Raw genomic sequence first — 26,434 nt, 5'->3', positions numbered from 1 at the left:
CGGCGGGACCCACCCGCCGCCGACCCGTACGGCAAGATGGGGGCCATGGTGCATCCGAACGCCCGAGCCACCGTGCGTCCCACCACCCAGGACGAGGTGGCCGCCGCCGGCAGCGAGCTGATTGGCGGCCCCGCCGGGCGGCGGGCGGTGTCGGGCGGCGGCTGGTGGACGCCCGTGCGGATCGTGGCGCTCCTCGCCATCGGGATGTTCGCCCTCGGCATGGTGCAGAAGCTGCCCTGCTACGACGGCGGCTGGTTCTACGGGCCCGCCGCCCAGCACACCCACGCCTGTTACTCCGACATCCCGCACCTCTACGGCGGCAGGGGCTTCGCCGAGGGCCTCACGCCGTACTTCGACCGCATCCCCGCCGAACTGTCCGGCGACAAGGAGTACCTCGAATACCCGGTGCTGACCGGGCTGTTCATGGAGGTCGCCGCCTGGTTCACCCCCCAGGACGCCGCCGATCCCCACCCGGCCCAGATCTACTGGCTGGTCAACTCCGGGATGCTGATGGCCTGCGCGGTGATCGCCGCCGTCTGCGTCACCCGGATCCACCGCACCCGCCCCTGGGACGGCCTGCTGTTCGCCCTGGCCCCGGCGCTGGCCCTGACCGCCACCATCAACTGGGACCTGCTGGCCGTCGCGCTGAGCTGCGCCGCCCTGCTGATGTGGTCGCGGTCCCGGCCGCTGGCGGCCGGCGTGCTGCTGGGCCTGGCCACGGCCGCGAAGTTCTATCCCGTGCTGATGCTCGGCCCGATCTTCGTGCTGTGCTGGCGGGCCGGCCGCTGGCGGGCCTTCGGCCAGGTGACCGCCGGCACGGTCGGCGCCTGGCTCGCGGTCAACCTGCCGATCATGGTGGCGGCGTGGCGCGGCTGGTCGGAGTTCTACACCTTCAGCAAGGACCGTGGGGTGGACTTCGGCTCCTTCTGGCTGGTGCTGGCCCATCGCACCGACCTCACGCTGGAGCCGGACCGGGTCAACACCCTTGCCATGGCGCTGGTGTTGGGCGGCTGCCTCGGCATCGCGGCGCTCGCCCTGCTCGCCCCGCGCCGCCCACGGCTCGCCCAACTCGCCTTCCTGGTCGTCGCGTTGTTCATCGTGACCAACAAGGTCTACTCGCCGCAGTACGTCCTGTGGCTGATCCCGTTGGCCGTCCTGGCGCGGCCACGCTGGCGGGACTTCCTCGTCTGGCAGTCCTGCGAGGTCCTCTACTTCGTCGCCATCTGGATGTACCTCGCCCATTCCGGCACCGACGGACAGGGCCTCCCGCCCGGCGGCTACCACCTCGCCATCCTGGTGCACCTGGCGGGGACGCTGTACCTCTGCGCCCTGATCGTCCGCGACGTGCTGCGACCCGAGCACGACCTGGTGCGCCGCGACGGCTCCGACGACCCGGGAGGAGGAGTGTTGGACGGCGCCCCGGACGCCTTCGCACTCCGGCCGGCGCCACCCACCGCCGTGCCGAACAGCCACCCCTACGTGGAATGGGGCGTGCCCGAGCACCCCGGCCCGCCCTCGCCTCGTGACGTTTCACGTGAAACGTGACGCCGCCGGGCGGCCCGCCCCCGTTGCCGACCTGCGGGCGCTGCTGCGCTTCCGCGACTTCCGGCGACTGCTGACGGTCCGGCTGCTCTCCCAGTTCGCCGACGGGCTCTTCCAGGTCGGGTTGGCCACCTACGTGGTCTTCGCCCCCGAGGAGCAGACCACGCCCGGCGACATCGCGGCGGCCATGGCCGTGCTGCTGCTGCCCTACTCCCTGCTGGGCCCGTTCGCCGGAGTGCTGCTGGACCGGATGAGCCGCCGGCAGGTGCTCGTCCACGGCAGTCTGCTGCGCACCGCGCTCGCCACCCTCACCTGCCTCCTGGTCCTCGGGGACGCGCCCGACTGGCTCTTCTATCTCTGCGCGCTGGCGGTCACGGCCGTCAATCGCTTCGTGCTGGCCGGCCTCTCCGCGTCGCTGCCGCGCGTGGTGGACGGCGAACGCCTGGTCGTGGCCAACGCCCTGTCGCCGACCGCCGGCACGCTCGCCGCCAGCGTCGGCGCCGCCACGGCCGTCGTGGCCCAGCTGCTGCCGCGCACCCAGGGCACCGAGGACGCCCTCGCCGTGGCCCTCGCCGCCGCCGTCTACCTGCTCACCGGTCTCGCCGCGCTGCGCATGGCCCGCGGGCTGCTCGGTCCGGACCCGCAGGAGGTCGTCGATCACCTCACCAGCGCCGTGGCCGGCACGGCCCGCGGCCTCGTCGCCGGGCTCAGGCACCTGACCCGGCGGCGGCGAGCCACCTGGACCCTCGCCGCCATGGCCACCACCCGCCTCTGCTACGGCGCCCTGCTGGTCACCGTCCTCATGCTGGCCCGGTACGCCTGGGGCGACGGCGACACGGACGAGGGCGTCGCGCTGCTCGGCGCCGTCGTCGCCGCCTCCGGCGCCGGATTCTTCGCCGCCACCCTGGTCACTCCCTGGGCCATCGCCCGCACGGGACGGCTGGGCTGGTTCGCCCTCTGCGCCGCGACGGCCGCCGTGATACTGCCGGCCCTGGGCCTCTTCTTCCGGCCCGTCCCCATGCTGATCGCGGCGTTCGTCCTCGGCCTCGTCTCCCAGGGCGCCAAGATCGTCACCGACACCGAGATCCAGTCGTCGGTCGACGACGCCTATCGCGGCCGCGTGTTCTCCCTCTACGACATGCTCTACAACATCGCGTTCGTGTCAGCCGCCGGCCTCGCGGCGCTGGTGCTCCCCGCGGACGGCCGGTCCCCGACACTGGTGCTCGGCGTCGCCCTGCTCTACGCGGCCACCGCCGTCGCCGTGGAACGTCTGCGGCGGCACGCGGTTTCACGTGAAACGCTCCACCCGGCCGCGGACACGCCCTAGGGGGACAGCGCGCCTAGAGCGTTTCGCGGTCGCCGGGGCGGCGCCGGAAGCGACCGCCTCCGGCGTTCCCAGTGTCGGCGCCGTGCTCGGCCCACCACTTCTGGAGCTCCTCGACCGCGGCCTCCTGGTCCAGCGGGCCCTGCTCCAGCCGCACCTCCAGCAGGTGCCGGTACGCCTGCCCCACCCGCGGCCCCGGCCCGATGTCGAGGATCCGCATGATGTCGTTGCCGTTCAGGTCGGGGCGGATCGAGTCCAGCTCCTCCTGCTCCTTCAGCCGGGCGATCCGCTCCTCCAGGCCGTCGTAGGCGCGGGACAGCGCCTGCGCCTTCCGCTTGTTGCGGGTCGTGCAGTCGGAGCGGGTCAACCGGTGCAGCCGGTCCAGCAGCGGCCCCGCGTCCCGCACATAGCGGCGCACGGCCGAGTCGGTCCACTCGCCGGTCCCGTAGCCGTGGAAGCGCAGATGCAGCTCGATCAGGCGGACCACGTCCCGGGTGATCTCGTTGGGGTACTTGAGCTTGAGCATCCGCTGTCGCGCCATCTTCGCCCCGACCACCTCGTGGTGGTGGAAGGAGACCCGCCCGTCCTTCTCGAACCGCCGCGTCCGGGGCTTGCCGATGTCGTGCAGCAGCGCGGCCAGCCGCAGCACCAGGTCGGGCCCGCCGTCCTCCAGGGCCATCGCCTGCTCCAGCACGGTCAGGCTGTGCTCGTAGACGTCCTTGTGGCGGTGGTGCTCGTCCCGCTCCAGCCGCAGCGCGGGCACCTCGGGCAGCACCCGCTCGGCCAGGCCGGTCTCGACGAGCAGCGTGATCCCCCGGCGCGGGCGGTCGCTGAGGACGAGCTTGTTCAGCTCGTCCCTGACCCGCTCCGCGGAGACGATGTCGATCCGGTCGGCCATGGCCGTCATCGCGGCCTGCACCTCGTCCGCCACCGTGAAGTCGAGCTGCGCCGCGAAGCGGGCCGCCCGCAGCATGCGCAGCGGATCGTCGGAGAACGACGCCTCCGGCGTGCCGGGGGTGCGCAGCACCCGCCGGGCCAGATCGGCGAGCCCGCCGTGGGGATCCACGAACTCCTTGCGCGGCAGGGCCACGGCCATGGCGTTGACCGAGAAGTCGCGGCGGACCAGGTCGTCGAGGAGCGAGTCGCCGTACGCCACCTCCGGCTTGCGCGAGTCCCGGTCGTACGCCTCGGAACGGTAGGTGGTGATCTCCAGCTGGAAGTCCCGCTCCCCCGCGCGCTTGCGGCAGCCCACCGTGCCGAAGGCGATGCCGACCTCCCAGACCGCGTCCGCCCACGACCGCACGATCTTCAGCACGTCCTGCGGCCGGGCGTCCGTGGTGAAGTCCAGATCGTTGCCCAGCCGGCCGAGCAGCGCGTCCCGTACCGAGCCGCCCACCAGGGCGAGCGAGAAGCCGGCACGCTCGAAGCGCTCGGCGAGATCGTCGGCGAGGGGGGAGACCCGCAGCAGCTCGGTCACGGCACGCCGCTGCACCGGCCCCAGGTCGGCGGCGGCGGAACGGGGGGACATGGCATTCCTGTCGTTCGGCACAACAGCACAGGGTACGTGGCCCGGTCGTTGCCGTTCCTCCCCATCTCCCGTCCCCGCTGTGCCAGGGACCCGGCACTACCGCCCGTCGATCGTCGTTACCATGTCGGCGGATTGTCAGCGGATTTGGTCTGGCGGACGTAGCGCCGCAGGTCGGACGAAGGAACAAGGGCTGAGGTGTGGCACAGGTGACGGAGACGTCCCGCGCCCGAGAGAACTGGCGCCGCCGGTGCGGCGGACTGCTGACGCTGGTGGTCGCCTTCCCCCTCCTCACCGGGGCGGGACTACTGCCGGACGAGGCGCAGGCCGCGGAGACGGACGAGCACCGCACCGCGACCGTCTCGGTCACCGAGGTCGGCCCCGCCGTGCCGGAGGAGGGGGACGAGCTCACCCTCCGGGGCACCATCACCAACGAGGGCGACTCGCCCATCATCAACAGCTCCGTCGCGGCCCGTGAGGCCACGCCGCTCACCAGCCGCAGCGCCATCGACGAGGCGGTGTCCCGCACCGGCTTCGACAACACCCTGGACGGTGGGATCATCAGCTCCCACAGCCAGGAGATCGACACCATCGCACCCGGCATGTCCCGGACGTTCTCCCTCGAGGTGCCGCTCTCCGAGTTCGCCCTCGGCGACCCCGGCGTCTACCAGATCGGGGTGACGCTGACCGGGCAGACCGAGGCCGAGCGCTGGGACATGATCCTGGGCGCCGGCCGGACCCTGCTGCCCTGGCAGCCCGCAGGCGCGGGGGAGGGGGACGCCCAGACGCAGCTGACCGTGCTGTGGCCGCTGATCTCGACCACCCGGCTGACCGCCCAGACGGGCTCCGACGAGGAGCAGACACCGGCCTTCCGCGACGACTCGCTGCTGGAGGACATCTCCCCCGGCGGCCAGCTGTACCAGATGGTCGCCCTGGGTGCCGAGCTGCCCGTGACCTGGGTGATCGATCCGGACCTGGTCGCCTCGGTGGACGCCATGACCGAGGACTACCAGGTCTACACCAAGGACGGCGACCTGGTCCCCGGCGATGGGCAGGTCCAGGCCAGGGCCTGGCTGCTCGCGCTGCGCGAGGCGGTGCAGGACAGCGAGGTCATCGCGTTGCCCTTCGGTGACCCCGACCTGGCCTCGCTGGCGCACCAGGGTCTGGACGACCAGGGGCAGGACGTCCTCGGCGCGCTGGACCAGCTCCGGACGGCCACCGAGGTCGTCCGGTCCACCGAGACCGTGCTCGAGGTCGAGCCCAGCACGGACTTCGCCTGGCCGGTCGAGGGCGCCGTCGACCCGTCCATCGTGTCCGTGGCGACCGCCGCCGGTGCGAACAACATCATCGCCCGCAGCGACAGCTGGCGCTCCGCCGACGGCCTCACCTACACGCCCAGCGCCGCGCGACCCATCGGCGACGACACCACGGCGATCGTCGCCGACGCCCGGCTTTCCACGCTGTTCGAGGGCGACATGACCAGCGGCGGCGCCGCCTCGCTGGCGGAGCAGCAGTTGCTGGCCCAGACCCTGTCGATCACCCAGCAGGCGCCCGCCACGGAGCGCAGCATCGTGGTGGCCCCGCAGCGGATGTTCACCACCGCCCAGGCCGAGGCCATGGCGGCCGCCCTGACAACGCTCCGGGACGAGGGCGACTGGGTGGAGTTCGCCGAGCTGTCGGAGGCGGCCGAGGCCGAGCCCGACCCGGGAGCGAACCGCGACGTGCCGAGCGCCGCGCAGTACCCGGAGGAGCTGCGCGAGCAGGAGCTGCCGACCAGCGCCTTCCAGGCGATCCGGGAGACCCAGCGCACGCTCGACGACTTCGCCCAGATCCTCACCAGGGAGGACCGGGTCACGGTCCCCTACGGCAACGCGATCCGCCGCGGGATGTCCACCTCCTGGCGCGGGAACGAGGAGGAGGCCGAGACCTATCGCACGGACCTGCAGGACGACCTGCAGGACCTCACCGAGCAGGTCTACCTCATCCAGAAGTCCCCCATCACCCTGTCCGGGCGGAGCGCCACCATCCCCGTCACGGTGCAGAACAACCTGGTCCAGGACGTGCAGGGCCTGACCCTGACGCTGACCTCCAGTCGCACGCTGGGCCTGGAGGTCAGCGAGCCGCAGGAGATCACGGTCAACGGCGGGCACAGCCAGTCCTTCAAGTTCACCGCCGACGCCAACGCGAACGGCCTGTTCTCCCTGTCGGCGCAGCTCTACACCGAGGACGACAAGCAGTACGGCGAGGCGATGCGGTTCCAGGCCCGTGTCGACTCCATCACGTCCACCGTGATGATGGTGATCGCCGGCGGCCTTCTGCTGGTGGTGCTGGCGGGTATCCGCATGTACACCCAGCGCAAGCGGGCCGCTCGTACGCTCGCGGCGGACGGCGCCGAGGCGGACGAGCGCGACGAGGGTGACGACGCGGCCGACACCGCCGCGAACAGCGCCTCGACCTCGTCGAAGAGTGAGAAGCTGGACGGCAACGACTGAGCCGACCGGCCGCGAATCCTGAGGTGGAGCAGCGATGCAAGCGCCCTACGACCGTCAACACGGCCAGGCGCCGGGTGGCGGTGACCCATCCGGGCGCCGTGAGCATCCTGGTGTGCCCGCGCCTCATCCGGCAGGCCCGGGCCATCCCGCCGACGGCGGCCCTCCGGGGGACGGCTACGGCGAGCGCGGCGCGCCCCCGCCGCGGCAGCCCCGGCCACCGCACGACGAGGGCCCCTGGGCCGCCCAGCAGCCACCCCACCCGCAGGGCCAGTACCCCCAGGGGCAGTATCCGCAGGCGCAGTACCCCCAGGGCCAGTATCCGCAGGCGCAGCACCCGCACGGCCAGCACCCGCAGGCGCAGCACCCGCAGCAGCCGCTGGGCGGACAGCCGCCCGCCCAGCCCTCGTACCCCCAGTCGTCCTATCCGCCGTCGTCCTACCCCCAGCAGCCGCACCACCCCCAGGGACAGCGCCCCCAGCCGCAGGGGCCGGCGCAGCCCGGCGGTTACCCGGCGGCGTACGGGGAGGCCCCGCCCTCCGCCCGTCTCCCGGGCCCCGAGGACCCCCGGCAGGGCCTGGACGACGCCTTCGCGCACCTCTTCAGGGACCAGCAGGCGAGCCCGCGCCAGCAGCCCGCCCCGGCGCCCGCGCCGGTGGGACAGCCGGCCGCCCCGCCCGCCGAGCAGCCGCCGCCCCGACCGGCCGGACCCGCCGAGCCACGCCGTGGCCGGGCCGCCTCCCTGCTCAGGTCCAGCGCCGTCATGGCGGCCGGCACGCTGGTCTCCCGGGTCACCGGCTTCGTCCGGCAGCTGGTCATCGTCGCCGCCCTCGGCACCGCGATGCTCGGCGACACGTACACCGTCGCCTGGGCCCTGCCGAACATGATCTACATCCTGACCATCGGCGGCGGCCTGAACTCCGTGTTCGTGCCGCAGCTGGTCCGGGCCATGAAGAACGACGCCGACGGCGGCATCGCCTACGCCAACCGGCTGCTCACGCTGGTCATGGTCAGCCTCGGCGCCCTGGTGATCGCCGCCGTCCTGGCCGCCCCGCTGCTGGTCCACCTCATGTCCTCGTCCATCGCCGGCGACCGGTACGCCAACGAGGTCACCATCACCTTCGCCCGCTACTGCCTGCCCACCATCTTCTTCATGGGCGTGCACGTGGTGCTGGGCCAGATCCTCAACGCCCGCGAACGCTTCGGGCCCATGATGTGGACCCCGGTCCTCAACAACATCGTGGTGATCTTCACCTTCGGGATGTTCCTCTGGGTCTACGGCACCAAGCGCACCTCGGGCGTCAGCTCGTCGACCATCACCGCCGAGGGCGTCCAGCTCCTCGGCATCGGGACCCTGCTCGGCCTGACCGTGCAGGCCCTGGCCATGATTCCCTACCTGCGGGCCGCCGGCTTCCGCATCCGCCCGCGCTTCGACTGGCGCGGCCACGGCATGGGCAAGGCCGCCCGGCTGGCCAAGTGGACCGTGCTGTTCGTGCTGGCCAACCAGGCCGGACTGGTCGTGATCACGCAGCTCGCCACCGCCGCCGGCAAGGACGCCGAGCTCGCCGGCCACCCCGGCACCGGCTTCATCGCGTACAGCAGCGCCCTGCTCATCTGGCAGCTGCCCCAAGCCGTCATCACCGTCTCGGTGATGGCCGCCCTGCTCCCCCGGCTGTCCCGCTCCGCCGCGGACGGGGACACCGCGGCCGTGCGCGACGACCTCTCGCACGGCCTGCGCACCTCCGCCGTGGCCATCGTGCCCGCCGCCTTCGCCTTCGTGGCCCTGGGCATCCCGCTGTGCACGCTGCTCTTCGGCACGGCCGGCGAGGAGGGCGCCCGAGCCTTCGGATACATCCTGATGGCCTTCGGCGTCGGACTGATCCCGTTCTCCGCCCAGTACGTCGTGCTGCGCGCGTTCTACGCCTACGAGGACACGCGCACGCCGTTCTACAACACCGTCATCGTCTCGGTGGCCTGGGTCGCGCTCTCCGGGCTCTGCTTCCTGGCCCTCCCCGACCGCTGGGTGGTCGCCGGGATCGCCGCCTCCTACGGCGTCGCCTACGCCCTCGGCGTGGGTGTCGCCTGGCGCCGACTGAGCCGGCGGATGCGCACCGACCTGGACGGCGCCCGCGTGGTGCGCACCTACATCCGGCTGGCCGGGGCCAGCCTGCCCGCCGCCCTGCTCGGGGGCGCGGCCGGCTACGCGGTGCTCGACGCGCTCGGCGAGGGACTGGTCGGCTCGCTGGCCGCACTGGCCGGCGGTGGCCTGGTGCTGCTGGTGGTCTTCTACCTGGCCGCCCGCCGGATGCGCATCGAGGAGCTCACCACGTTGGTCGGGATGGTCAGGGCCCGTCTGGGACGCTGATCACCCTTCGGTAACCCGACGGGACCAGTACCCCCACAGAACGCCCACACCACGATGTACAACCTCCGGCCACGGCCACATGTCGTGCAGTGTGACGGAGTAACGGCACAATGATTCTGGCAGTGGAGTTCGGGACCCCTCACGAACCGCGTCACGAGCCGGGGTCACCAGCTGACACTCACGATGGGGAGGCGGGAACGACGGTGGCGGAACGGAGCACGGCGACCAGTCCGCCGCACCAGTCTGCGCAGGGATCGGTCGAAGGTCCGGCGCGGACCGCGGCGGAGAGACCGGACACCGAACGCGCTGGCGCCGCCGAGGACCAGCCCACGGTCGAGGGGCCGCCCCCGCTCGCCGAGCCGGGCGAGCCGGCCGCCGGCGACCCGGGGCCCGGGTCCGAGGCCACCCCCGCGCCGCCCGAGAAGGCCGTCCCCGGTGCTTCCGACGCCGCCCCGGACGCCTCTCCGGACGCTTCTCCGGGGAGCACCTCCGAGGCCGTGTCCGAGGCCGCCGAGGGGCCGGGGGAGGCCACCGTGGACCTCGCCGCGGCGCCCGCGCCGACGCCCCCGCCGGCGGAGCTGCACAGCGGTCACCGCCTCGCCAAGCGGTACCGGCTGGAGGAGTGCATCACTCGACTGGACGGATTCAGCAGCTGGCGCGCGGTCGACGAGAAGCTGCGCCGTGCGGTCGGCATCCATGTGCTGCCGGCGACCCACGAGCGGGCGCCCGCGGTGCTCTCCGCGGCCCGCGCCGCCGCACTGCTCGGGGACCCCCGCTTCGTCCAGGTGCTGGACGCCGTCGAGGAGAACGACCAGGTCCACGTCATCCACGAGTGGCTCCCGGACGCCGTCCCGCTGAGCGCGCTGCTCCAGGGCGGCCCGCTGGACGCGCACGAGGCGCAGGTCCTCGCGAGCCAGGTCTCCGAGGCCATGGCCGCGGCCCACCGCGAAGGGCTCTGCCATCTCCGGCTCAGCCCGGCGACCGTGCTCCGCACCGGCCCCAACCAGTACCGCATCCGCGGTCTGGCGGTGGACACCGCGCTGCGCGGCATCACCGCACCCGATCCGCAGCGTGCCGACACCGAGGCCATCGGCGCCATCCTCTACGCGGCCCTGACGCAGCGCTGGCCCTATCCCGAGGGCGCCTACGGTCTCGACGGCGTCGCCGGCCTCGGCACGGGGCCCAGGGACGTGCTGGCCGCGCCCGAACAGGTCCGGGCCGGCGTCCACCGGAGGCTCTCCGACCTGGCCATGCGCGCGCTGATCAACAACGGCGCCACCGCCGCCAGCCAGAACCCGCCCTGTACCACGGCGGAGGAGCTCAGCCAGGAGCTCTCCCGCCTGCCGCGCATCCCGCCCGCCGCACCCACGCCCACCACTGTCGCCCCCTTCCGCGCCACCGGCTTCCCGTCGGGCGGCCGCGCCCCGGGCGGCGTGACCCCCGCGCCGAACGGCTCGGGCACGATGCCCACCCTTCCCGGCCGCACCGGCACCGCGCTCAAGTGGGGGGTCTCCGCCCTGCTGATCGCCGCCCTCGGGCTCGGCAGCTGGCAGATCGCCGACTCCCTCATGAAGGGCGACAGCTCCTCCGGCGTCGAGTCCACGCCTCCGCCCGCCGAGCAGAACGACCAGGACCACCCACCCGCCGCCCCGCAGTTCCTGCCCATCGAGTCCGCGATCACCTTCGATCCGCTCGGCGACGGCTCCGAGAACGAGGACATCGTGTCCTACGCCATCGACGACGACCCCGAGACGTCCTGGCACACGGAGAACTACTTCGGTCCCGGCTTCGCCAACCTGAAGCCCGGACTCGGCATCGTGCTCGACCTCGGCGAGCCGCGGAACGTGCGGTCCCTGAACGTCGAGGCCATCGGCGACACCAGCGTGGAGTTCCGCGCCGCCGCCCCGGGCGTCTCCGCGATGCCGACCGACGTCGACGGCTACACCATCCTCGACCAGGGCACCGGCGAGTCCCTCTCCCTCCAGGCCGAGGAGTCGATCGAGACACGGTTCGTTCTCGTCTGGCTCACCGAACTCCCCATGGGCAGCGACTCGAACTACCGTGGCCGCATCACCGGCATCTCCGTGTCCGGCTGACCGCGCGACGCGCCGTAGCGGACACGGGACAGCGGACTGCCGGGGGAAAGGGAGGAGCCCGTCGTGGGCGAGAAGGGCCCAGACTGGGTCGCCGGCGCGGCCGATCCGGCCGACGCCACCGACGAGGAGCTGCTTCGCAGCCACGCCGCGGGCCGTTCCGACGCCTTCACCGAGCTGGTCCGCCGTCACCGCGACCGGCTGTGGTCGGTGGCTCTGAAGACACTCGGGGACCGGGAGGAGGCGGCCGACGCGCTCCAGGACGCCCTCATCTCCGCCTACCGGGCCGCCCACACCTTCCGCGGTCAGGCCGCCGTCACCACCTGGCTGCACCGCATCACGGTCAACGCCTGTCTGGACCGCGCCCGCAAGGCCAAGAGCCGCCGAGCCGCCCCCGTGCCCGAGCCCGAACGACTGGAAACCCTCCTGGAACCCCACGAGTCCGCCGCCGCGCCCGCCGAGCGCGGGGACCTGCGGCGCGAGCTGCGCGTCGCCCTGGACGAGCTGCCCCTGGAGCAGCGCGCCGCCCTGGTCCTCGTCGACATGCAGGGGTATCCCGTCGCCGAGGCGGCCCGCATACTCCAGGTGCCCGTCGGCACCGTCAAGAGCCGCTGCGCGCGCGGTCGCGCCCGGCTGCTGCCGCTCGTGCGCCATCTGCACCCGCGCGCTCCGCAGCCGGAGGACGAGGTAAGGAACCAGTCGCCGGAAGCATCCGTCCCATCCCCGAGGGAGAGCGGAGATACCGGAGCGGCGCGGGAAGGAGGCGGACGCTCATGAAGGACCACCACCCCGAGCCCGCCGAGATCGCCGCCCTCGGCGCGGATCTACTGCCGCCCGACGAGGCGGAACGGCTGCGCGACCACCTGGCGGGCTGCGCGACCTGCGCGGAGATCGAGTCCGACCTCGCTGTGCTCAGCGAGGAACTCGGTGCCGTGCCCAGCACCCCCATCCCGAGCGACGTCGCCGACCGCATCGACGCGGCACTGGCGGCCGAGGCCGCGACGCCGGCGCCGTTTCACGTGAAACAGCGACGGGGGCCGCAGCTCGGGCTCGCCGCGGCCGGCGCCCTCGTCGCCGTGGGCCTCGGCGCGGCCATCCTCCAGGGCGTGGACTCGGCCCAGCACACCGCGGACGGAGGCGGGAGCAACGCCGAGGGCCAGGTGGAGATGGACCGCGGGGCCAGCGACGAGGCCGCCGGAAGCGACGCCGACGACCCGCTGGAGCGCCAGGTACGGCAGCTGCTCGTTGAGAGCGGGGTCGACGAAAGCGCCGAGCCCTTCGACACCGAGGAGACGACCACGACCACCTCGTCGCCCGAGTCCGAGGCGAGCGCGGTCAGCCTGCCCGGCTGTGTGCGCTCCGCCATCGATCGTGCGGAGTCACCCCTGGCCGCGGGAGAGGAGACCTACCGCGGGCAGGAGGCGTACCTCGTGGTGCTCCCGCACGAGGCGGACTCGGAATGGGTGGACGCCTACATGATCGACGCGGACTGCGTGACCGCGGAGCCGTCCGGGCGGGGTGAAATCCTCGCTCAGGCGAGCTATCCGCGGGAGTGAGCCGGGTGGCACCCCCCTCGGGAATGTCTGGGACCCTAGGATCCGTTACCGCACTGGGACCCCAACCCGGGGCTCCGGGCCAGGCACCCGAGACAAGGAAGAACTCGTGAGCGACGTCCGCAACGTGATCATCATCGGCTCCGGACCCGCGGGCTACACCGCAGCGCTCTACACCGCACGTGCCTCGCTGAAGCCCTTGATCTTCGAGGGAGCGGTCACCGCGGGTGGCGCGCTGATGAACACGACCGAGGTGGAGAACTTCCCCGGTTTCCGGGACGGCATCATGGGGCCCGACCTCATGGACCAGATGCGCGCCCAGGCCGAGCGGTTCGGCGCGGAGCTGGTCCCCGACGACGTGGTCTCGGTGGACCTCACCAGCGAGACCAAGACGGTCACCGACACCGCCGGCACGGTGCACCGGGCGAAGGCGATCATCGTCGCCACCGGTTCCCAGCACCGCAAGCTCGGGCTGCCTCGTGAGGACGAGCTCTCCGGCCGCGGCGTCTCGTACTGCGCGACCTGTGACGGGTTCTTCTTCCGGGACCAGGACATCGCGGTGATCGGCGGCGGCGACACGGCCATGGAGGAGGCCACCTTCCTCAGCCGGTTCGCCAGGACGGTCACGATCGTGCACCGTCGGGACGCCCTGCGTGCCTCCAAGGCGATGCAGGAGCGGGCCTTCGCCGACCCCAAGATCAGGTTCCGGTGGGACAGCGAGGTGGCCGAGATCCACGAGGCCAACGGCAAGCTCTCCGGCCTGACGCTCCGGTCCACCACGACCGGGGAGTCCTCGGAGCTGCCGGTGACGGGGCTCTTCGTCGCCATCGGCCACGACCCGCGCGTCGAGCTCTTCCACGACCAGCTCGACCTGGACGAGGCCGGCTATCTCCGCGTGGACGCGCCGTCGACCCGCACCAGGGTCCCCGGTGTCTTCGCGGCCGGTGACGTCGTTGACCACACATATCGCCAGGCGATCACCGCGGCCGGCACGGGCTGCGCCGCCGCACTGGATGCCGAGCGGTACCTGGCCGCCCTGTCCGACGCCGCCGCCGCGCAGGCCGAGGTGGTGGCCGACATCGAGGCCGACGTGCAGGCCGACATCCAGGTCTGACCACCAGACCCAGAGACCAGGAGCTCCCCCACAGCGAGAGCTTCCGACACACGAACTAAGGAGAAGCACCATGGCCGGTGCCACGGAGAAAGTGACCGACGCCGACTTCGAGGAGAAGGTCCTCAAGAGCGACAAGCCGGTCCTGGTCGACTTCTGGGCCGAATGGTGCGGCCCGTGCCGCCAGGTGGCCCCCGTGCTGGAGACGATCGCCGAGGAGAACGCGGACAAGATCACGGTCGTCAAGCTCAACACGGACGAGAACCCGGAGACCGTCGCCAAGTACGGCATCCTGTCGATTCCGACGCTGAACGTCTACCAGGGCGGCGAGGTGGTCAAGTCGATCGTCGGCGCGAAGCCGAAGGCGGCCCTGGAGCGCGACCTCGGCGACTTCATCAGCTGAGCGGCCATCGGCCGAAGGGGAGCCTCGGCCGAGGGCCAATCCCGAGAGGGCCGGCGGCGTTTCACGTGAAACGCCGCCGGCCCTCTTCGCGTCTCGCTACGACGGGCGCGGGACACTGACGGGTCGCGTCCCTCCGAGGAGGCGGTCCAGCGCCAGTTCGACGTCGGCCCGCCAGGACGCGACGGTCCGCAGTTCCAGACGCAGTCGGGGGAACCGCGGATGGTCGCGCACCACCTCGAACCCGACCGCGAGCAGATGGCCCGCCGGCGGCAGGCAGCCGGTCGGGGAGGGGCGGGCGTCCCCGAACGCCTCGATCGCCCTGATGCCCCGGCGCAGCAGGTCCTTGGCCACCGACTGCACCAGCGTCCGGCCCAGTCCCTGGGTCTGGTGTCCCGGCTCGATCCACACGGTCATCAGCTGCACCGCGTCGGCGGAGATGGGACTCGTGGGGAACGCCTGGGAGCGGGGCACGTAGGCGGGCGGCGCGTAGAGCACGAAGCCGACGGGGCGGCGGTCGACGTAGACCACCCGGCCGCAGGTTCCCCATTCCAGCAGCACGGCGGAGATCCACGCCTCCTTCTCCAGAAGGGTGTGGCCGTTCCGATGCGCGGCCGCTCCGCTGACCGGGTCCAACTCCCAGAAGACACAGGCACGGCAGCGAGTCGGCAGGTCCGAGAGGTTGTCCAGCGAGAGCGGCACAAGCTGACGCCCCATGGAGCCATCGTATCCATGGGGCGTCGAGGGGCCGTCGGGCGGCTATTCGGCGTCGTCCTCGTCCGGCGGCTCCGCGTTCCGCTCCACGAGGACCGGGCCCTCGCCGGGCGCGAGCTGGCCGAGAATGCGCTCCAGGTCCTCTATGGACGCGAACTCGACGACGATCTTGCCCTTCTTCTGTCCGAGGTCGACCTTCACCCGGGTCTCGAAGCGGTCGGAGAGCCGGCCGGCCAGATGGTCCAACGCGGGCGAGATCCGCTTGCCCGCTCGAGGGCCGCGGGCGCGGCCGCCGTTCCGCTGCGAGCCGGAGCCGTGCAGGGTGACGATCTCCTCGACCGCACGAACCGACAGCCCTTCGGCCACGATTCGCTTGGCCAGCTGATCCTGCTCCTCGGAGTCCGTCACCGACAGCAGCGCCCGGGCGTGGCCCGCCGACAGCACGCCGGCGGCCACCCGCCGCTGGACCTCGGGGGAGAGCCGGAGCAGTCGGAGCGTGTTCGACACCTGCGGCCGGGAGCGTCCGATCCGGTCGGCGAGCTCGTCGTGCGTGCAGTTGAAGTCCTTCAGCAGCTGGTCGTAGGCGGCGGCCTCCTCCAGCGGATTCAGCTGGGCCCGGTGCAGGTTCTCCAGCAGCGCGTCGAGCAGAAGCCGGTCGTCCTCGGTGGCCCGGACGATCGTGGGGATGCTCTCCAGGCCGGCCTCCCGGCAGGCCCGCCAGCGGCGCTCGCCCATGATCAACTCGTAGCGCCGCGGACCGACCTGACGCACGACCACCGGCTGGAGCAGGCCGACCTCCTTGATGGAGGTGACGAGCTCGGCGAGCGCGTCCTCGTCGAACACCTCGCGCGGCTGGCGCGGATTGGGCACGATCGAGTCCATCGGGAGCTCGGCGAAATGCGCTCCGGCCACCGGGCCGAGACCCGCCGACGGGTCCGCGTCCGCAGTGCTGGCCACCGGCGCCTCGGCGGTCGGCTCGGGCTCGGCGAGCCCGCCGGCCACCGGGCGGCGCGCGGTGGTCAGCACCGCGCCGGCACCGGTCTCGGCCGTCGCGCCCGGGTCGTCGGAACCCTTCGGGGCGGCCGGGATCAGCGCGCCGAGCCCGCGGCCCAGCCCTCTACGTCGTTCGCTCACTGTGGTCCCTCCACCGAGCCGTGCGTTTCCTGCTGCGGGATCGGCCCCCGCAGTGCGATCTCCCGGGCCGCCTCCAGATAGGACAGCGATCCGCTGGAGCCCGGGTCGTAGGTGAGAACGGTCTGTCCGTAGCTCGGCGCCTCGGAGATACGCACCGAGCGCGGAATGTTGGTGCGCAGCACCTCCCTGCCGAAGTGGCTCCGCACCTCCTCCGCCACCTGCGAGGCCAGCCGCGTCCGCCCGTCGTACATCGTCAGCAGGATCGTCGAGACGTGCAGGTGGGGGTTGAGGTGGCCGCGCACCAGCTCGACGTTCCGCAGCAGCTGACCCAGCCCCTCCAGGGCGTAGTACTCGCACTGGATCGGGATGACCACCTCGGCGCCGGCGACCAGGGCGTTCACCGTGAGCAGCCCGAGCGACGGGGGGCAGTCGATGAAGACGTAGTCCAGCGGCTGTTCGTAGCTGCTGATCGCCCGCTGCAACCGGCTCTCCCGGGCCACCACGGAGACCAGCTCGATCTCGGCGCCGGCGAGGTCGATGGTCGCCGGCGCGCAGAACAGCCCTTCGATGTCCCGCACCGGCTGGACCACGTCGGCGAGCGGCCGGCTCTCCACGAGCACGTCGTAGATCGACGGTACGTCGGCGTGGTGGTCGATGCCCAGCGCCGTCGAGGCGTTGCCCTGCGGGTCGAGGTCGATCACCAGAACTCGGGAGCCGTGCAGGGCCAGCGACGCGGCCAGGTTCACCGTCGTCGTGGTCTTGCCCACGCCGCCCTTCTGGTTGGCGACGATCATGATCCGGGTCTGCTCCGGCCGGGGCAGACTGCCCCCGGCGCGGTACATGGCCTCGACGGCCTGCTGGGCGGCGCGGCCCGGCAGCTCCCCGGAGGGAGCCGGTGCGGCGGGAGCGATGTCCACCGCACCGCCCGGGGCATCCGCCAGTTCGGACCGAGGGCCGGGCACCGGATCAGCCGTCGGCCCCGCGATATTGGCGTCGGACCGCAATGGTTCACTCTCCTCGAGGCACGCAGTCTTCGTGAGTTCAAAGCCTGCCATGTCTCGGGGGTCGCGAACCAGCGAAGACGAGGTACTTGTGGACGACCGGGCCCCTGAGGAGGGGTCGATCCCCCGATCGAGGGCATCGCCGTCCGGGGGAGGACCGCCGGAACGGGGGATGTCGGGACGCGGGCGACGGCCACGCGGCTCGGCGGCGCGGCCCCGGCTGATGATTCCCTGCAACAGCGAGCGGCGTTTCACGTGAAACACGATGCCCACCCCGACCGCTGGCCCTGGGGACGACACTCCGCATCCTGGATATATTCGTCTCTTTCACCAGCGCATCGGACGAATCAGCGACCGGCGATGCCGACCGGGCCGCGCGGAACGGGCGCCGGGGTCAGCGGCGACGTCGCGAGCCGCGCTGGGCCCTGGCCCGCTTTCCGGCGAAACGCACACCGCCGGGACTCTCCCCGACCTCGACCCGCACCACCGTCGACGGCGCGTCCAGCAGGCCGACGCCGGCCCGGGTCACCGAGGTCGCGACCACGCCCAGCTTGCCGAGCGCGGCCCGGGCGCCCCGCAGCTCCTCCTCGGCGGTGTCCCCCTTGATGGCCAGCATCTGCCCGTAGGGCCGGAGCAGCGGCACACCCCAGCCGGCCAGCCGGTCCAGCGGCGCCACGGCCCGGGCCGTCACCACATGGACCGGTTCGAAGCTGCCCAGCACCTCCTCGGCGCGGCCACGCACCACGCTGACCTGCTCCAGGCCGAGCAGCTCGACGACCTCGCGGAGGAAGTTGGTACGCCGCAGCAGCGGCTCCAGGAGCGTGATCCGCAGGTCGGGGCGGACCAGGGCCAGCGGGATCCCGGGCAGCCCGGCCCCGGAGCCCACGTCGCACACCGTCACGGACTCGGGCACCACCTCGGAGAGCACCGCGCAGTTCAGCAGGTGGCGCTCCCACAGCCGGGGTACCTCGCGGGGCCCGATCAGGCCCCGCTCCACGGCTACCTCGGCGAGCAGCTCGGCATACCGCACGGCGTCGGACAGCCGCTCGCCGAAGATCTCGCCCGCCACCTCGGGAGGCGCGGGCAGCTCCGCGGCGGAGGCCTCGCTCATGGGAGGACGACCACGCGCCGCTGCGGCTCCTCGCCCTCCGACTCGCTGCGCAGGCCGGCCGCCGCCACGGCGTCGTGCACCACCTTGCGCTCGAACGGCGTCATCGGCTGCAGCTTCACCGGCTCGCCCGCCTCTCGCGCCTCCTGCGCGGCCTTGGTGCCCAGGACCGTCAGCTTCTCCCGCTTCCGCGCCCGGTGCCCCGCGATGTCGAGCATCAGCCGGCTCCGCTCGCCGGTCTCCCGGTGCACCGCGAGCCGGGTCAGCTCCTGCAGCGCCTCCAGGACCTCGCCGTCCCGGCCGACCAGCTTCTGGAGATCCCGGCCGCCGCCCTCGGCGACGATGGACACCGCGGCACGATCACCCTCGACGTCCATGTCGATGTCCCCGTCGAGGTCGGCGATGTCGAGCAGCCCCTCGAGATAGTCGGCCGCGATCTCGCCCTCCTGCTCCAGGCGGGTCAGGACCTCGGTGTCCTGGGTGGCGGTGGAGGTGGTGTCCGTCACGGGTGGACTCCTTCTTACTTCTTGCTCTTCGCGGACGACTTCGACTTGCCCGACTGGGACTTCTTGCGCTGCTGCTGCTTACGCGCCTGCTGGCCCTGCGTCCGCTGCCGCTGTCCCTGCTGCTTCTTCGCCTGCTGCCCGGACCGGCCGTTCTGGGACGACGTCCCCTCGGACGTGGCCTCGTCGGCGGGGGCCTCGTCGCTCGGCTCGGCCTCCGCGTCCTTGGCGAGCTGCACGGATCCGGAGTCCTGCTTGCTGGGCTGCTGCTGGCGGGCGGCCGGCTGCCGCTGCGACTGGCGCTGCGACTTCGACTGGCGCTTGGGCTGGGTCCGACCGGCGCGGGCGGCCTCGACGGAGCGCTTGGCCTCGGGCTGCTCCGCCGGCTCCTCCGCCAGCTTGCCCTTCTTGCGGAGCTTCTCCTGGCGCTGCTTGTAGGCGATGCTGCCGGGCGTCGGGTTGCGCTTGATCACGTACATCTGCTGACCCAGCGTCCACACGTTGGTGGTCAGCCAGTAGATGAGGACGCCGACCGGGAAGTTGATGCCGAAGACGGCGAACATGATCGGGAAGATGTACATCAACATCTTCTGCTGGTTCATGAACGGCGTCTTGACGTCGAGGTTCACGTTCTTCGTCATCAGCTGCCGCTGGGTGAAGAACTGCGAGGCCGACATCAGCAGGATCATGACGACCGTGACGACCCGGACGTTGGTCAGCGAGGCGCCGAACTCGGCCAGGTCGCTCGCGCTGTTCATGAACTTGGACGCGATCGGCGCCCCCAGGATGGTGGCCTCGCGGGCGCTGCTCACCTGGTCCTGGTTCAGCACGCCGACCGTGTCGTCGCCGGCGATGTGGTTGAGCACCTGGAAGAGCGCCAGGAAGAACGGCGACTGCGCCAGGATCGGCAGGCAGCTCGCGAACGGGTTGGTGCCCGTCTCCCGGTACAGCTTCATCATCTCTTCGGACTGACGCTGCCGGTCGTTCTTGTAGCGCTCCTGGATCTTCTTCAGCTGTGGCTGGAGCGCCTGCATGTTGCGCGTCGCCTTGATCTGGCGGAAGAAGAGCGGGATCAGCGCGATGCGGATCACGACCACCAGCGAGACGATCGACAGACCCCAGGCCCACCCGCTGTCCTCATCGAAGATCAGACTGTAGAGATCATGGAACCGGATCACGATCCACGAGACAGCGATATAGAGAGGACTGAGGATCGAGTTGATCGTGTCCACGGGTCAGGCTCCTTGGGCATGGTTGGGGGCACCGCCGGGCGAGGCGTTGGAGACGGGGCGACGCCCCAGGCGATCACGCAAGAGCTGATGCCAGACGGGACGCTTGCGAGGCGGCACGTGATCGACACCACCGCGCGACCAGGGATTGCAGCGCAGGATGCGCCAGGCCGTCAGCGCGCTGCCCTTCACGGCACCGTGCACGTCGATGGCGCGATACCCGTAGTGGGAGCATGACGGATAGTAGCGGCAGACCGGCCCGAGGAGGCGGCTGATGGTCCGCTGATAGAGCTTGATCAGCAGCAGCAGCGGGTACTTCATGACCGCACCCCTCCCAGCAGCCGTTCCAACGCGGCATCGAGATCCCGGGCCAGCTCCGCGTGGGCGGCGTCGCCCGCTCCGGGCAGAGCCCGCACGACCACCAGGCTACCGGCGGGCAGCCGGGACAGCCGGTCCCGCATCAGGTGGCGCAGCCGGCGCTGCACGCGATTGCGCACCACGGCGTTCCCCACGGCCTTGCTCACGACGAAACCCGCACGCGCCGGGAGAGCACTCTCTCCGGCTCCGTGCGGGTCCGTGACGCCGCTGAGGTGGACGACCAGGTGCCGGCGTCCGACCCTGCGCCCCCGACGGGTCGCGACGGCGAAGTCCTCCCGCCGCCTCAGCCGGTTCTCGGAGGGCAGCACAGCATGGACCTGTGGCTCAGACGGGCTCAGGCCGACAGACGGGCACGGCCCTTGCCGCGGCGGTTCGCGATGACGGCCCGGCCGGCGCGCGTCCGCATCCGCAGCCGAAAGCCATGAGTCTTGGCCCGGCGCCGGTTGTTCGGCTGGTAAGTACGCTTGCTCACTTCTTCAGGCTCCCGACGGTCTTCGTGCCCCGGCGCGACGATCGCGACCACGGGCTTACAGCACGCCGACTGGCTGTCACCGTGCGCCCACGAGGAGTCCGCGGAACCCGAGTCGGCCGCTTGCATCCCATCCTGGAGACGGCTGATCGGATTGGAGGCAGGCGGCAGCAGCCATCGACAACTCGACCTCGCAACGGTACGCGCGAGGCGTCCCGCCGGTCAAACTCGGCCGGCCCCGGGCTGTACACACCCTGTGGACAATGACTTGATGTGCGAGCGTCGCGCTGACTACCGTGGCTGAACTCGGCATCCTTCCCGGCTGCCCCCGGTGCCACACCCGTCGGCGCCTCCCATAGCCAGCACCACCCCTGTGAGTGAGAGAGCGTGCCTCGTGGCTGACCTACCTGCAGATCTCGCGGCGGTATGGCCACGCGCACTGACTTCGATGCTCTCCGACAGCCAGCGGCTGGAGGCGAAGGACCACCGCTGGCTGCAGGACTGCCAGCCGCTCGCGCTGGTCTCGGGCACCGCACTCCTGGGGGTGTCGAACGAGTACGCGAAGAGCGTGCTGGAGGGCCGGCTCGCCCCGCTGATCAGCGACACGCTCAGCCGCGAGTGCGGCCAGCCGGTCCGGCTGGCCATCACCGTCACGGCCCCGCCCCCCGAGCTGCCGCAGCCGCGCTCCGCCGAGCCCGCCCGCACCGCGGAGCCCCTGGGCCCGGGCGGCGCCCCGACGCCGGGCGAGCCGACGGGCGGCCGCGAGTCGATGGACGGGCGCCAGCTGCCGTCCGCCCGCCCCGCGTACCCCGACCACCCCCGGGCGCCGGGCGCGCCCGGCGGCCTGACCGGCGCCCCCATGCCGAGCTGGCAGCAGCCGCACCCCGACTATCCGCCGATGCCCACCCGGCACGAGCACGACGGACCGCGGGCGCCAGGACCGCACTCGCCGGGGGACCACCGCGACCACCGCGACCCGTACGGCAGCGCGCCCGAGTCCTACGAGGGGTACGAGCGGTACGAGCAGGCCCCGTACGAACCGCCCCAGTACGAGCAGCAGCAGTACGAGCAGGCCCCGTACGAGCAGCCGTACCGGCAGCAGCCGTACCCGCCCTACCGCCAGGACGGCCGGGCGGCACCGCCCGCGGCCTCGGGCCCCGGCGTGGGCGGACCGCACCGGCCGCCCGGGGGAGGACCGGTGCCCAGCGGCGCGCCGGGGCCGCTCGCCGCCCAGCCGGCGCCCGCCGCCGGCCCAGGCGAGCCGACCGCACGGCTGAATCCGAAGTACCTCTTCGACACCTTCGTCATCGGCGCCTCCAACCGCTTCGCGCACGCCGCCGCCGTGGCCGTCGCCGAGGCCCCCGCCAAGGCGTACAACCCGCTCTTCATCTACGGCGAGTCCGGCCTGGGCAAGACGCACCTGCTGCACGCCATCGGCCACTACGCCCGCAGCCTCTACCCCGGCACCCGGGTGCGGTACGTGAGCTCGGAGGAGTTCACCAACGAGTTCATCAACTCCATCCGGGACGGCAAGGCCGACGCCTTCCGCAAGCGCTACCGCGACATGGACATCCTGCTCGTCGACGACATCCAGTTCCTGGCCAGCAAGGAGTCGACGCAGGAGGAGTTCTTCCACACCTTCAACACCCTGCACAACGCCAACAAGCAGATCGTCCTCTCCTCCGACCGGCCGCCCAAGCAGCTGATCACGCTGGAGGACCGGCTGCGCAACCGCTTCGAGTGGGGCCTGATCACCGACGTCCAGCCGCCCGAGCTGGAGACGCGGATCGCGATCCTGCGCAAGAAGGCCGTGCAGGAACAGCTCAACGCGCCCCCGGAGGTGCTGGAGTTCATCGCCTCCCGGATCTCCCGCAACATCAGGGAGCTGGAGGGCGCGCTGATCCGGGTCACGGCGTTCGCCAGCCTCAACCGCCAACCGGTGGACCTCGGGCTCACCGAGATCGTCCTGAAGGACCTCATCCCCGGCGGGCAGGACACCGCCCCGGAGATCACCGCCGACGCCATCAGCGCGGCGGTCGCGGACTACTTCGGGCTCACCGTGGACGATCTGGCCGGCGCCTCGCGCAGCCGGATCCTGGTCACCGCCCGGCAGATCGCCATGTACCTGTGCCGGGAGCTCACCGACCTCTCGCTGCCCAAGATCGGCCAGCACTTCGGCGGTCGTGACCACACCACCGTCATGCACGCCGACCGCAAGGTCCGGGCGATGATGGCCGAGCGCCGCTCCATCTACAACCAGGTCACCGAGCTCACCAACCGCATCAAGAACGGCTGAGCCGCCCCTCCCGCCGCCTTCTCCGGTCTCTCTGCTCTCCTCGTTCTCTCCGCTTCCTCCCAGCCCTCCCGGCACTCCCGGCACTTCCTGCCCTCCCGTCCCGTGCGTCTCTCCCGTACGGGACGAGGGCTCCTTCCCGACCGCACGCCGCAGCGCCCCCGTGGACACCACGGGGGCGCTGTTCGATATGCGGCCCCGAACCGGCCGTTGTCCACAGTCCGCGCGGCTCCGCGTCGTCCACATGCTGTGGGCGGCGTAGGTTACGCACACCGCCGTCCACACCTCGCCCGACGGATCGGCGGATGCCCTGGTCAGAGGGCTGTGGAAATGGGGACAGCGGAGATCCACAGGATGTGGACGGCGACCGGCGCCCTGACCGGACGCGATCCGTTGTCCACCGCGCGCGGCCCGGTACCCACAGGCGGAGCGGAGTTGTGCACATCGGATCCACAGACTTATCCACTGTTCGGCAACACAACGCGCGCTCTCACCGTCAGGAGTGAATCAGGTCACAGCCCGCCGGTTCGCGCCCTGTTGACAAGGGGTCGGTTTCTGGGGACAGAGCTGTTGAGAAGTCAGCGGCACCTGGGGACGGCCTGTGCACAACTCCGCCGCGTCCACAGGGACCCCCCGTTCATCCACCGGTCCACCCACAGGGGCGGTGGACAAAAAAGTGGCGCTGAGCTGCGAGGACCGGGTTATCCACGGTTTCCACAGGCCCTACTACTACGACTACGGATATAAGCCGGCCAACTCGATTCGAAGTGGGGGCTGTGCACAACTCGGCGCGACCTCGGTCTACCCGCCCAGGTCGATTTGACTCGTCGAGGCCCCTAGTGTCAGTGGGGTGCGTCAGACTGGTGCCCCGTAGCAAGCGATGCAGGAGGCGGCTGAAGTGAAGATCCGGGTGGAACGCGACGTGCTCGCGGAGGCGGTGGCCTGGGCCGCCCGCAGCCTGCCGGCCCGACCGCCGGTGCCGGTTCTGGCGGGCCTCTTGCTGAAGGCCGAGGAGGGGTCGCTGAGCCTCTCCGGCTTCGACTACGAGGTGTCGGCGCGGGTCTCCGTCGAGGTGGACGTCGAGGACGAGGGCACCGTCCTGGTCTCCGGCCGGCTGCTGGCCGACATCTGCCGCTCGCTGCCGAACCGGCCGGTGGAGATCTCGTCGGACGGGGTGCGTGCCACCGTCGTCTGCGGCTCCTCGCGGTTCACCCTGCACACACTGCCTGTGGAGGAGTATCCGGCGCTGCCGGAGATGCCGACCGCGACGGGCACCGTCTCGGCCGAGGTCTTCGCCTCGGCGGTCTCCCAGGTCGCCATCGCCGCCGGTCGCGACGACACGCTGCCGGTGCTCACCGGCGTGCGGGTGGAGATCGAGGGCGATCTGGTGACGCTGGCCTCGACCGACCGGTACCGCTTCGCGGTCCGGGAGTTCCTGTGGAAGCCGGAGGCGGCCGACGTCTCCGCGGTGGCGCTGGTGCCGGCCAAGACGCTGCTCGACACGGCGAAGTCGCTGAGCGGGGGCGACACGGTGTCGCTGGCGCTGTCCGGATCCGGCTCGGGCGAGGGTCTGATCGGCTTCGAGGGCTCGGGCCGGCGCACCACGACGCGGCTCCTGGAGGGCGACCTTCCGAAGTACCGGACGCTGTTCCCCACCGAGTTCAACTCGGTGGCGGTGATCGAGACGGCGCCCTTCGTGGAGGCGGTCAAGCGCGTCGCGCTGGTGGCCGAGCGGAACACTCCGGTCCGGCTGAGCTTCGAGGAGGGCGTGCTGACGCTGGAGGCCGGGTCCAGCGACGACGCACAGGCTGTGGAGCGCGTGGACGCGCAGCTCGAGGGCGACGACATCTCGATCGCCTTCAACCCCGGCTTCCTGCTGGAGGGCCTGAGCGCGATCGACTCCCCGGTGGCGCAGCTGTCCTTCACCACGTCGACGAAGCCCGCTCTGCTCAGCGGCCGGCCGGCGGTGGACGCGGAGGCGGACGACGCGTACAAGTACCTCATCATGCCGGTGCGGCTCAGCGGGTAGCTTGCCGCTCGGCGTGGGCGGACTCCCACCCCGAGCGCGCGGCCGTCCCTCGCCCGCACAGGGCCCTGGACGGGGCGCTCGCCGCCGGGCGCGCGGGAGGTGTCCCAGCGCTGGTGCGCGAGGGGCCCCTCGCACCGGCGCGGGCTGGCCGTGGCGGGACCGGGTCACGGGGCGCGCGGCGGGGTGGCGCGGGCCGACCGATGTGCCGGCGGGAAGCCGCGTGCGCGGGCGTAGGCTCGGACATCAGGTCCGCAGCAGGTCATAACGCAGCTAGGGAGTCCTGATGGAGCTCGGTCTCGTCGGCCTCGGCAAGATGGGCGGGAACATGCGGGAGCGCATCCGCCGCGCCGGTCACACCGTGGTGGGGTACGCGCACGACCCGCAGACCACCGACGTCGCCAGCCTGAAGGACCTGGTGGACGCGCTCTCCGCCCCGCGGGTGGTGTGGCTGATGGTGCCCGCCGGACAGGCGACCCAGTCCACGGTCGACGAGCTGGCGGAGCTGCTCTCGCCGGGGGACATCGTGGTGGACGGCGGGAACTCCCGCTGGACCGACGACGAGCGGCACGCCGAGCAGCTGGCCGCGAAGGGCATCGGCTTCCTCGACTGCGGCGTCTCCGGCGGCGTCTGGGGCCTGGAGAACGGCTACGCGCTGATGTACGGCGGCGACGCCGAGCTGGTCGCCCGGGTGCAGCCGATCTTCGACGCGCTCAGGCCGGAGGGCGAGTTCGGCGCGGTGCACGCCGGCAAGGTCGGCGCGGGCCACTTCGCCAAGATGGTCCACAACGGCATCGAGTACGCCATGATGCAGGCCTTCGCCGAGGGCTGGGAGCTGCTGGAGCGGGTGGAGGCCGTGACCGACGTGCGCGAGGTCTTCCGCTCGTGGCAGCAGGGCACGGTGATCAGGTCCTGGCTGCTCGACCTGGCGGTGCGGGCGCTGGAGGAGGACGAGCACCTGGACCGGCTGCGCGGGTACGCCGCGGACTCCGGTGAGGGTCGGTGGACGGTGGAGGCGGCGATCGAGCACGCGGTGCCGCTGCCGGCGATCACGGCCTCGCTGTTCGCCCGTTTCGGCTCGCGCCAGGACGACTCGCCGCAGATGAAGATGGTCGCCGCGCTGCGCAACCAGTTCGGCGGTCACGCGGTGGAGAGCAAGTAGGCCACGGGCCGGGGA

The 26,434-nt window shown here is 71.8% G+C and carries 22 protein-coding genes; 12 read left to right on the top strand and 10 right to left on the bottom strand.

What is annotated here, in order from left to right; all coding sequences use genetic code 11:
- Positions 1–45: 45 nt before the first annotated feature.
- Together ABGB06_RS13950 and ABGB06_RS13945 are read left to right on the top strand one after the other, a co-directional pair.
- Positions 46–1,545: a glycosyltransferase 87 family protein gene (locus tag ABGB06_RS13950; RefSeq protein ID WP_347588882.1), complete on the top strand. Its 1,500-nt coding sequence runs from the start codon at positions 46–48 to the stop codon at positions 1,543–1,545.
- Positions 1,523–2,869 (top strand): MFS transporter, encoded by a 1,347-nt coding sequence (locus ABGB06_RS13945; RefSeq protein WP_347588880.1) that lies wholly within the window; start codon positions 1,523–1,525, stop codon positions 2,867–2,869. Before ABGB06_RS13950 ends, ABGB06_RS13945 begins: the two co-directional genes overlap by 23 nt.
- Positions 2,870–2,882: 13 nt before the next feature.
- Here the strand turns inward: ABGB06_RS13945 and ABGB06_RS13940 are convergent, their stop codons facing one another.
- Complete coding sequence (locus tag ABGB06_RS13940) at positions 2,883–4,394, bottom strand: CCA tRNA nucleotidyltransferase (protein ID WP_347588878.1); 1,512 nt, start codon at positions 4,392–4,394, stop codon at positions 2,883–2,885.
- Positions 4,395–4,600: 206 nt separating this feature from the next.
- Here ABGB06_RS13940 and ABGB06_RS13935 point away from each other — a divergent pair, with 206 nt between their 5' ends.
- The 7 genes from ABGB06_RS13935 to trxA all read left to right on the top strand — a co-directional run bounded on the left by ABGB06_RS13935 (position 4,601) and on the right by trxA (position 14,405).
- A complete protein-coding gene (locus ABGB06_RS13935) occupies positions 4,601–6,883 on the top strand; it encodes a DUF6049 family protein (protein WP_347588876.1) in 2,283 nt (760 codons plus the stop codon).
- A 34-nt stretch (positions 6,884–6,917) separates the two neighbouring features.
- Positions 6,918–9,245 carry a murein biosynthesis integral membrane protein MurJ gene (gene murJ / locus ABGB06_RS13930; protein ID WP_347588874.1) on the top strand — a complete coding sequence of 776 codons (2,328 nt, stop codon included), beginning with the start codon at positions 6,918–6,920 and terminating at the stop codon, positions 9,243–9,245.
- 203 nt (positions 9,246–9,448) lie between these two features.
- The gene (locus tag ABGB06_RS13925) at positions 9,449–11,341 is read left to right on the top strand and encodes a serine/threonine protein kinase (protein WP_347588873.1); all 1,893 of its coding nucleotides are present in this window, start codon (positions 9,449–9,451) and stop codon (positions 11,339–11,341) included.
- A gap of 63 nt (positions 11,342–11,404) precedes the next feature.
- Complete coding sequence (gene sigM, locus ABGB06_RS13920; protein WP_347588871.1) at positions 11,405–12,115, top strand: RNA polymerase sigma factor SigM; 711 nt, start codon at positions 11,405–11,407, stop codon at positions 12,113–12,115.
- Complete coding sequence (locus ABGB06_RS13915; RefSeq protein WP_347588869.1) at positions 12,112–12,894, top strand: hypothetical protein; 783 nt, start codon at positions 12,112–12,114, stop codon at positions 12,892–12,894. The genes sigM and ABGB06_RS13915 overlap by 4 nt, the downstream gene beginning before the upstream one ends.
- 106 nt (positions 12,895–13,000) lie before the next feature.
- Positions 13,001–14,005: a thioredoxin-disulfide reductase gene (gene trxB, locus ABGB06_RS13910; protein WP_347588867.1), complete on the top strand. Its 1,005-nt coding sequence runs from the start codon at positions 13,001–13,003 to the stop codon at positions 14,003–14,005.
- A 70-nt stretch (positions 14,006–14,075) separates the two neighbouring features.
- Positions 14,076–14,405 carry a thioredoxin gene (gene trxA / locus ABGB06_RS13905; protein WP_347588865.1) on the top strand — a complete coding sequence of 110 codons (330 nt, stop codon included), beginning with the start codon at positions 14,076–14,078 and terminating at the stop codon, positions 14,403–14,405.
- 96 nt (positions 14,406–14,501) lie between these two features.
- Here the strand turns inward: trxA and ABGB06_RS13900 are convergent, their stop codons facing one another.
- The 9 genes from ABGB06_RS13900 to rpmH all read right to left on the bottom strand — a co-directional run bounded on the left by ABGB06_RS13900 (position 14,502) and on the right by rpmH (position 20,941).
- Complete coding sequence (locus tag ABGB06_RS13900; RefSeq protein ID WP_347588863.1) at positions 14,502–15,119, bottom strand: GNAT family N-acetyltransferase; 618 nt, start codon at positions 15,117–15,119, stop codon at positions 14,502–14,504.
- Between the two features lie 42 nt (positions 15,120–15,161).
- The gene (locus ABGB06_RS13895) at positions 15,162–16,250 is read right to left on the bottom strand and encodes a ParB/RepB/Spo0J family partition protein (protein ID WP_347588861.1); all 1,089 of its coding nucleotides are present in this window, start codon (positions 16,248–16,250) and stop codon (positions 15,162–15,164) included.
- Positions 16,247–17,305, bottom strand: coding sequence for a ParA family protein (locus ABGB06_RS13890; RefSeq protein WP_347588859.1), 1,059 nt, complete (start codon positions 17,303–17,305; stop codon positions 16,247–16,249). The genes ABGB06_RS13895 and ABGB06_RS13890 overlap by 4 nt, the downstream gene beginning before the upstream one ends.
- 340 nt (positions 17,306–17,645) lie before the next feature.
- On the bottom strand, positions 17,646–18,362 hold the full coding sequence (rsmG, locus tag ABGB06_RS13885) for a 16S rRNA (guanine(527)-N(7))-methyltransferase RsmG (protein ID WP_347588857.1): 717 nt from the start codon (positions 18,360–18,362) through the stop codon (positions 17,646–17,648).
- A complete protein-coding gene (locus ABGB06_RS13880; protein ID WP_347588856.1) occupies positions 18,359–18,865 on the bottom strand; it encodes a R3H domain-containing nucleic acid-binding protein in 507 nt (168 codons plus the stop codon). The genes rsmG and ABGB06_RS13880 overlap by 4 nt, the downstream gene beginning before the upstream one ends.
- A gap of 14 nt (positions 18,866–18,879) precedes the next feature.
- Complete coding sequence (gene yidC, locus ABGB06_RS13875; RefSeq protein WP_347589194.1) at positions 18,880–20,085, bottom strand: membrane protein insertase YidC; 1,206 nt, start codon at positions 20,083–20,085, stop codon at positions 18,880–18,882.
- Between the two features lie 12 nt (positions 20,086–20,097).
- Positions 20,098–20,412 (bottom strand): membrane protein insertion efficiency factor YidD, encoded by a 315-nt coding sequence (gene yidD, locus ABGB06_RS13870; RefSeq protein WP_347588855.1) that lies wholly within the window; start codon positions 20,410–20,412, stop codon positions 20,098–20,100.
- Entirely contained in the window at positions 20,409–20,777 is a 369-nt protein-coding gene (gene rnpA / locus ABGB06_RS13865; RefSeq protein ID WP_347588853.1) for a ribonuclease P protein component, read from the bottom strand. Before rnpA ends, yidD begins: the two co-directional genes overlap by 4 nt.
- A gap of 26 nt (positions 20,778–20,803) precedes the next feature.
- Positions 20,804–20,941, bottom strand: coding sequence for a 50S ribosomal protein L34 (gene rpmH / locus ABGB06_RS13860; RefSeq protein WP_347589192.1), 138 nt, complete (start codon positions 20,939–20,941; stop codon positions 20,804–20,806).
- A gap of 391 nt (positions 20,942–21,332) precedes the next feature.
- Here rpmH and dnaA point away from each other — a divergent pair, with 391 nt between their 5' ends.
- From dnaA to gnd, 3 genes are all read left to right on the top strand, one after another.
- A complete protein-coding gene (dnaA, locus tag ABGB06_RS13855; protein ID WP_347588851.1) occupies positions 21,333–23,234 on the top strand; it encodes a chromosomal replication initiator protein DnaA in 1,902 nt (633 codons plus the stop codon).
- Between the two features lie 895 nt (positions 23,235–24,129).
- A complete protein-coding gene (gene dnaN / locus ABGB06_RS13850) occupies positions 24,130–25,260 on the top strand; it encodes a DNA polymerase III subunit beta (protein ID WP_347588849.1) in 1,131 nt (376 codons plus the stop codon).
- Positions 25,261–25,543: 283 nt separating this feature from the next.
- Positions 25,544–26,419, top strand: a complete 876-nt coding sequence (gene gnd, locus ABGB06_RS13845) for a phosphogluconate dehydrogenase (NAD(+)-dependent, decarboxylating) (protein ID WP_347588847.1) — start codon at positions 25,544–25,546, stop codon at positions 26,417–26,419.
- Positions 26,420–26,434: the final 15 nt, after the last annotated feature.

Source organism: Streptomyces sp. B6B3, assembly GCF_039871525.1.
GTDB lineage: Bacteria > Actinomycetota > Actinomycetes > Streptomycetales > Streptomycetaceae > Streptomyces.
The sequence above is the reverse complement of the archived record's forward strand: the minus strand, read 5'-3'. Positions and strand labels throughout refer to the sequence as shown.

Bases quoted from the DNA above. Each gene is read 5' to 3' on its own strand.
- ABGB06_RS13950 (WP_347588882.1), top strand. From the start codon at position 46: ATGGTGCATCCGAACGCCCGAGCCACCGTGCGTCCCACCACCCAGGAC.
- ABGB06_RS13940 (WP_347588878.1), bottom strand. From the start codon at position 4,394: ATGTCCCCCCGTTCCGCCGCCGCCGACCTGGGGCCGGTGCAGCGGCGT.
- murJ (WP_347588874.1), top strand. From the start codon at position 6,918: ATGCAAGCGCCCTACGACCGTCAACACGGCCAGGCGCCGGGTGGCGGT.
- ABGB06_RS13915 (WP_347588869.1), top strand. From the start codon at position 12,112: ATGAAGGACCACCACCCCGAGCCCGCCGAGATCGCCGCCCTCGGCGCG.
- trxA (WP_347588865.1), top strand. From the start codon at position 14,076: ATGGCCGGTGCCACGGAGAAAGTGACCGACGCCGACTTCGAGGAGAAG.
- ABGB06_RS13900 (WP_347588863.1), bottom strand. From the start codon at position 15,119: ATGGGGCGTCAGCTTGTGCCGCTCTCGCTGGACAACCTCTCGGACCTG.
- ABGB06_RS13890 (WP_347588859.1), bottom strand. From the start codon at position 17,305: ATGGCAGGCTTTGAACTCACGAAGACTGCGTGCCTCGAGGAGAGTGAA.
- rsmG (WP_347588857.1), bottom strand. From the start codon at position 18,362: ATGAGCGAGGCCTCCGCCGCGGAGCTGCCCGCGCCTCCCGAGGTGGCG.
- yidD (WP_347588855.1), bottom strand. From the start codon at position 20,412: ATGAAGTACCCGCTGCTGCTGCTGATCAAGCTCTATCAGCGGACCATC.
- gnd (WP_347588847.1), top strand. From the start codon at position 25,544: ATGGAGCTCGGTCTCGTCGGCCTCGGCAAGATGGGCGGGAACATGCGG.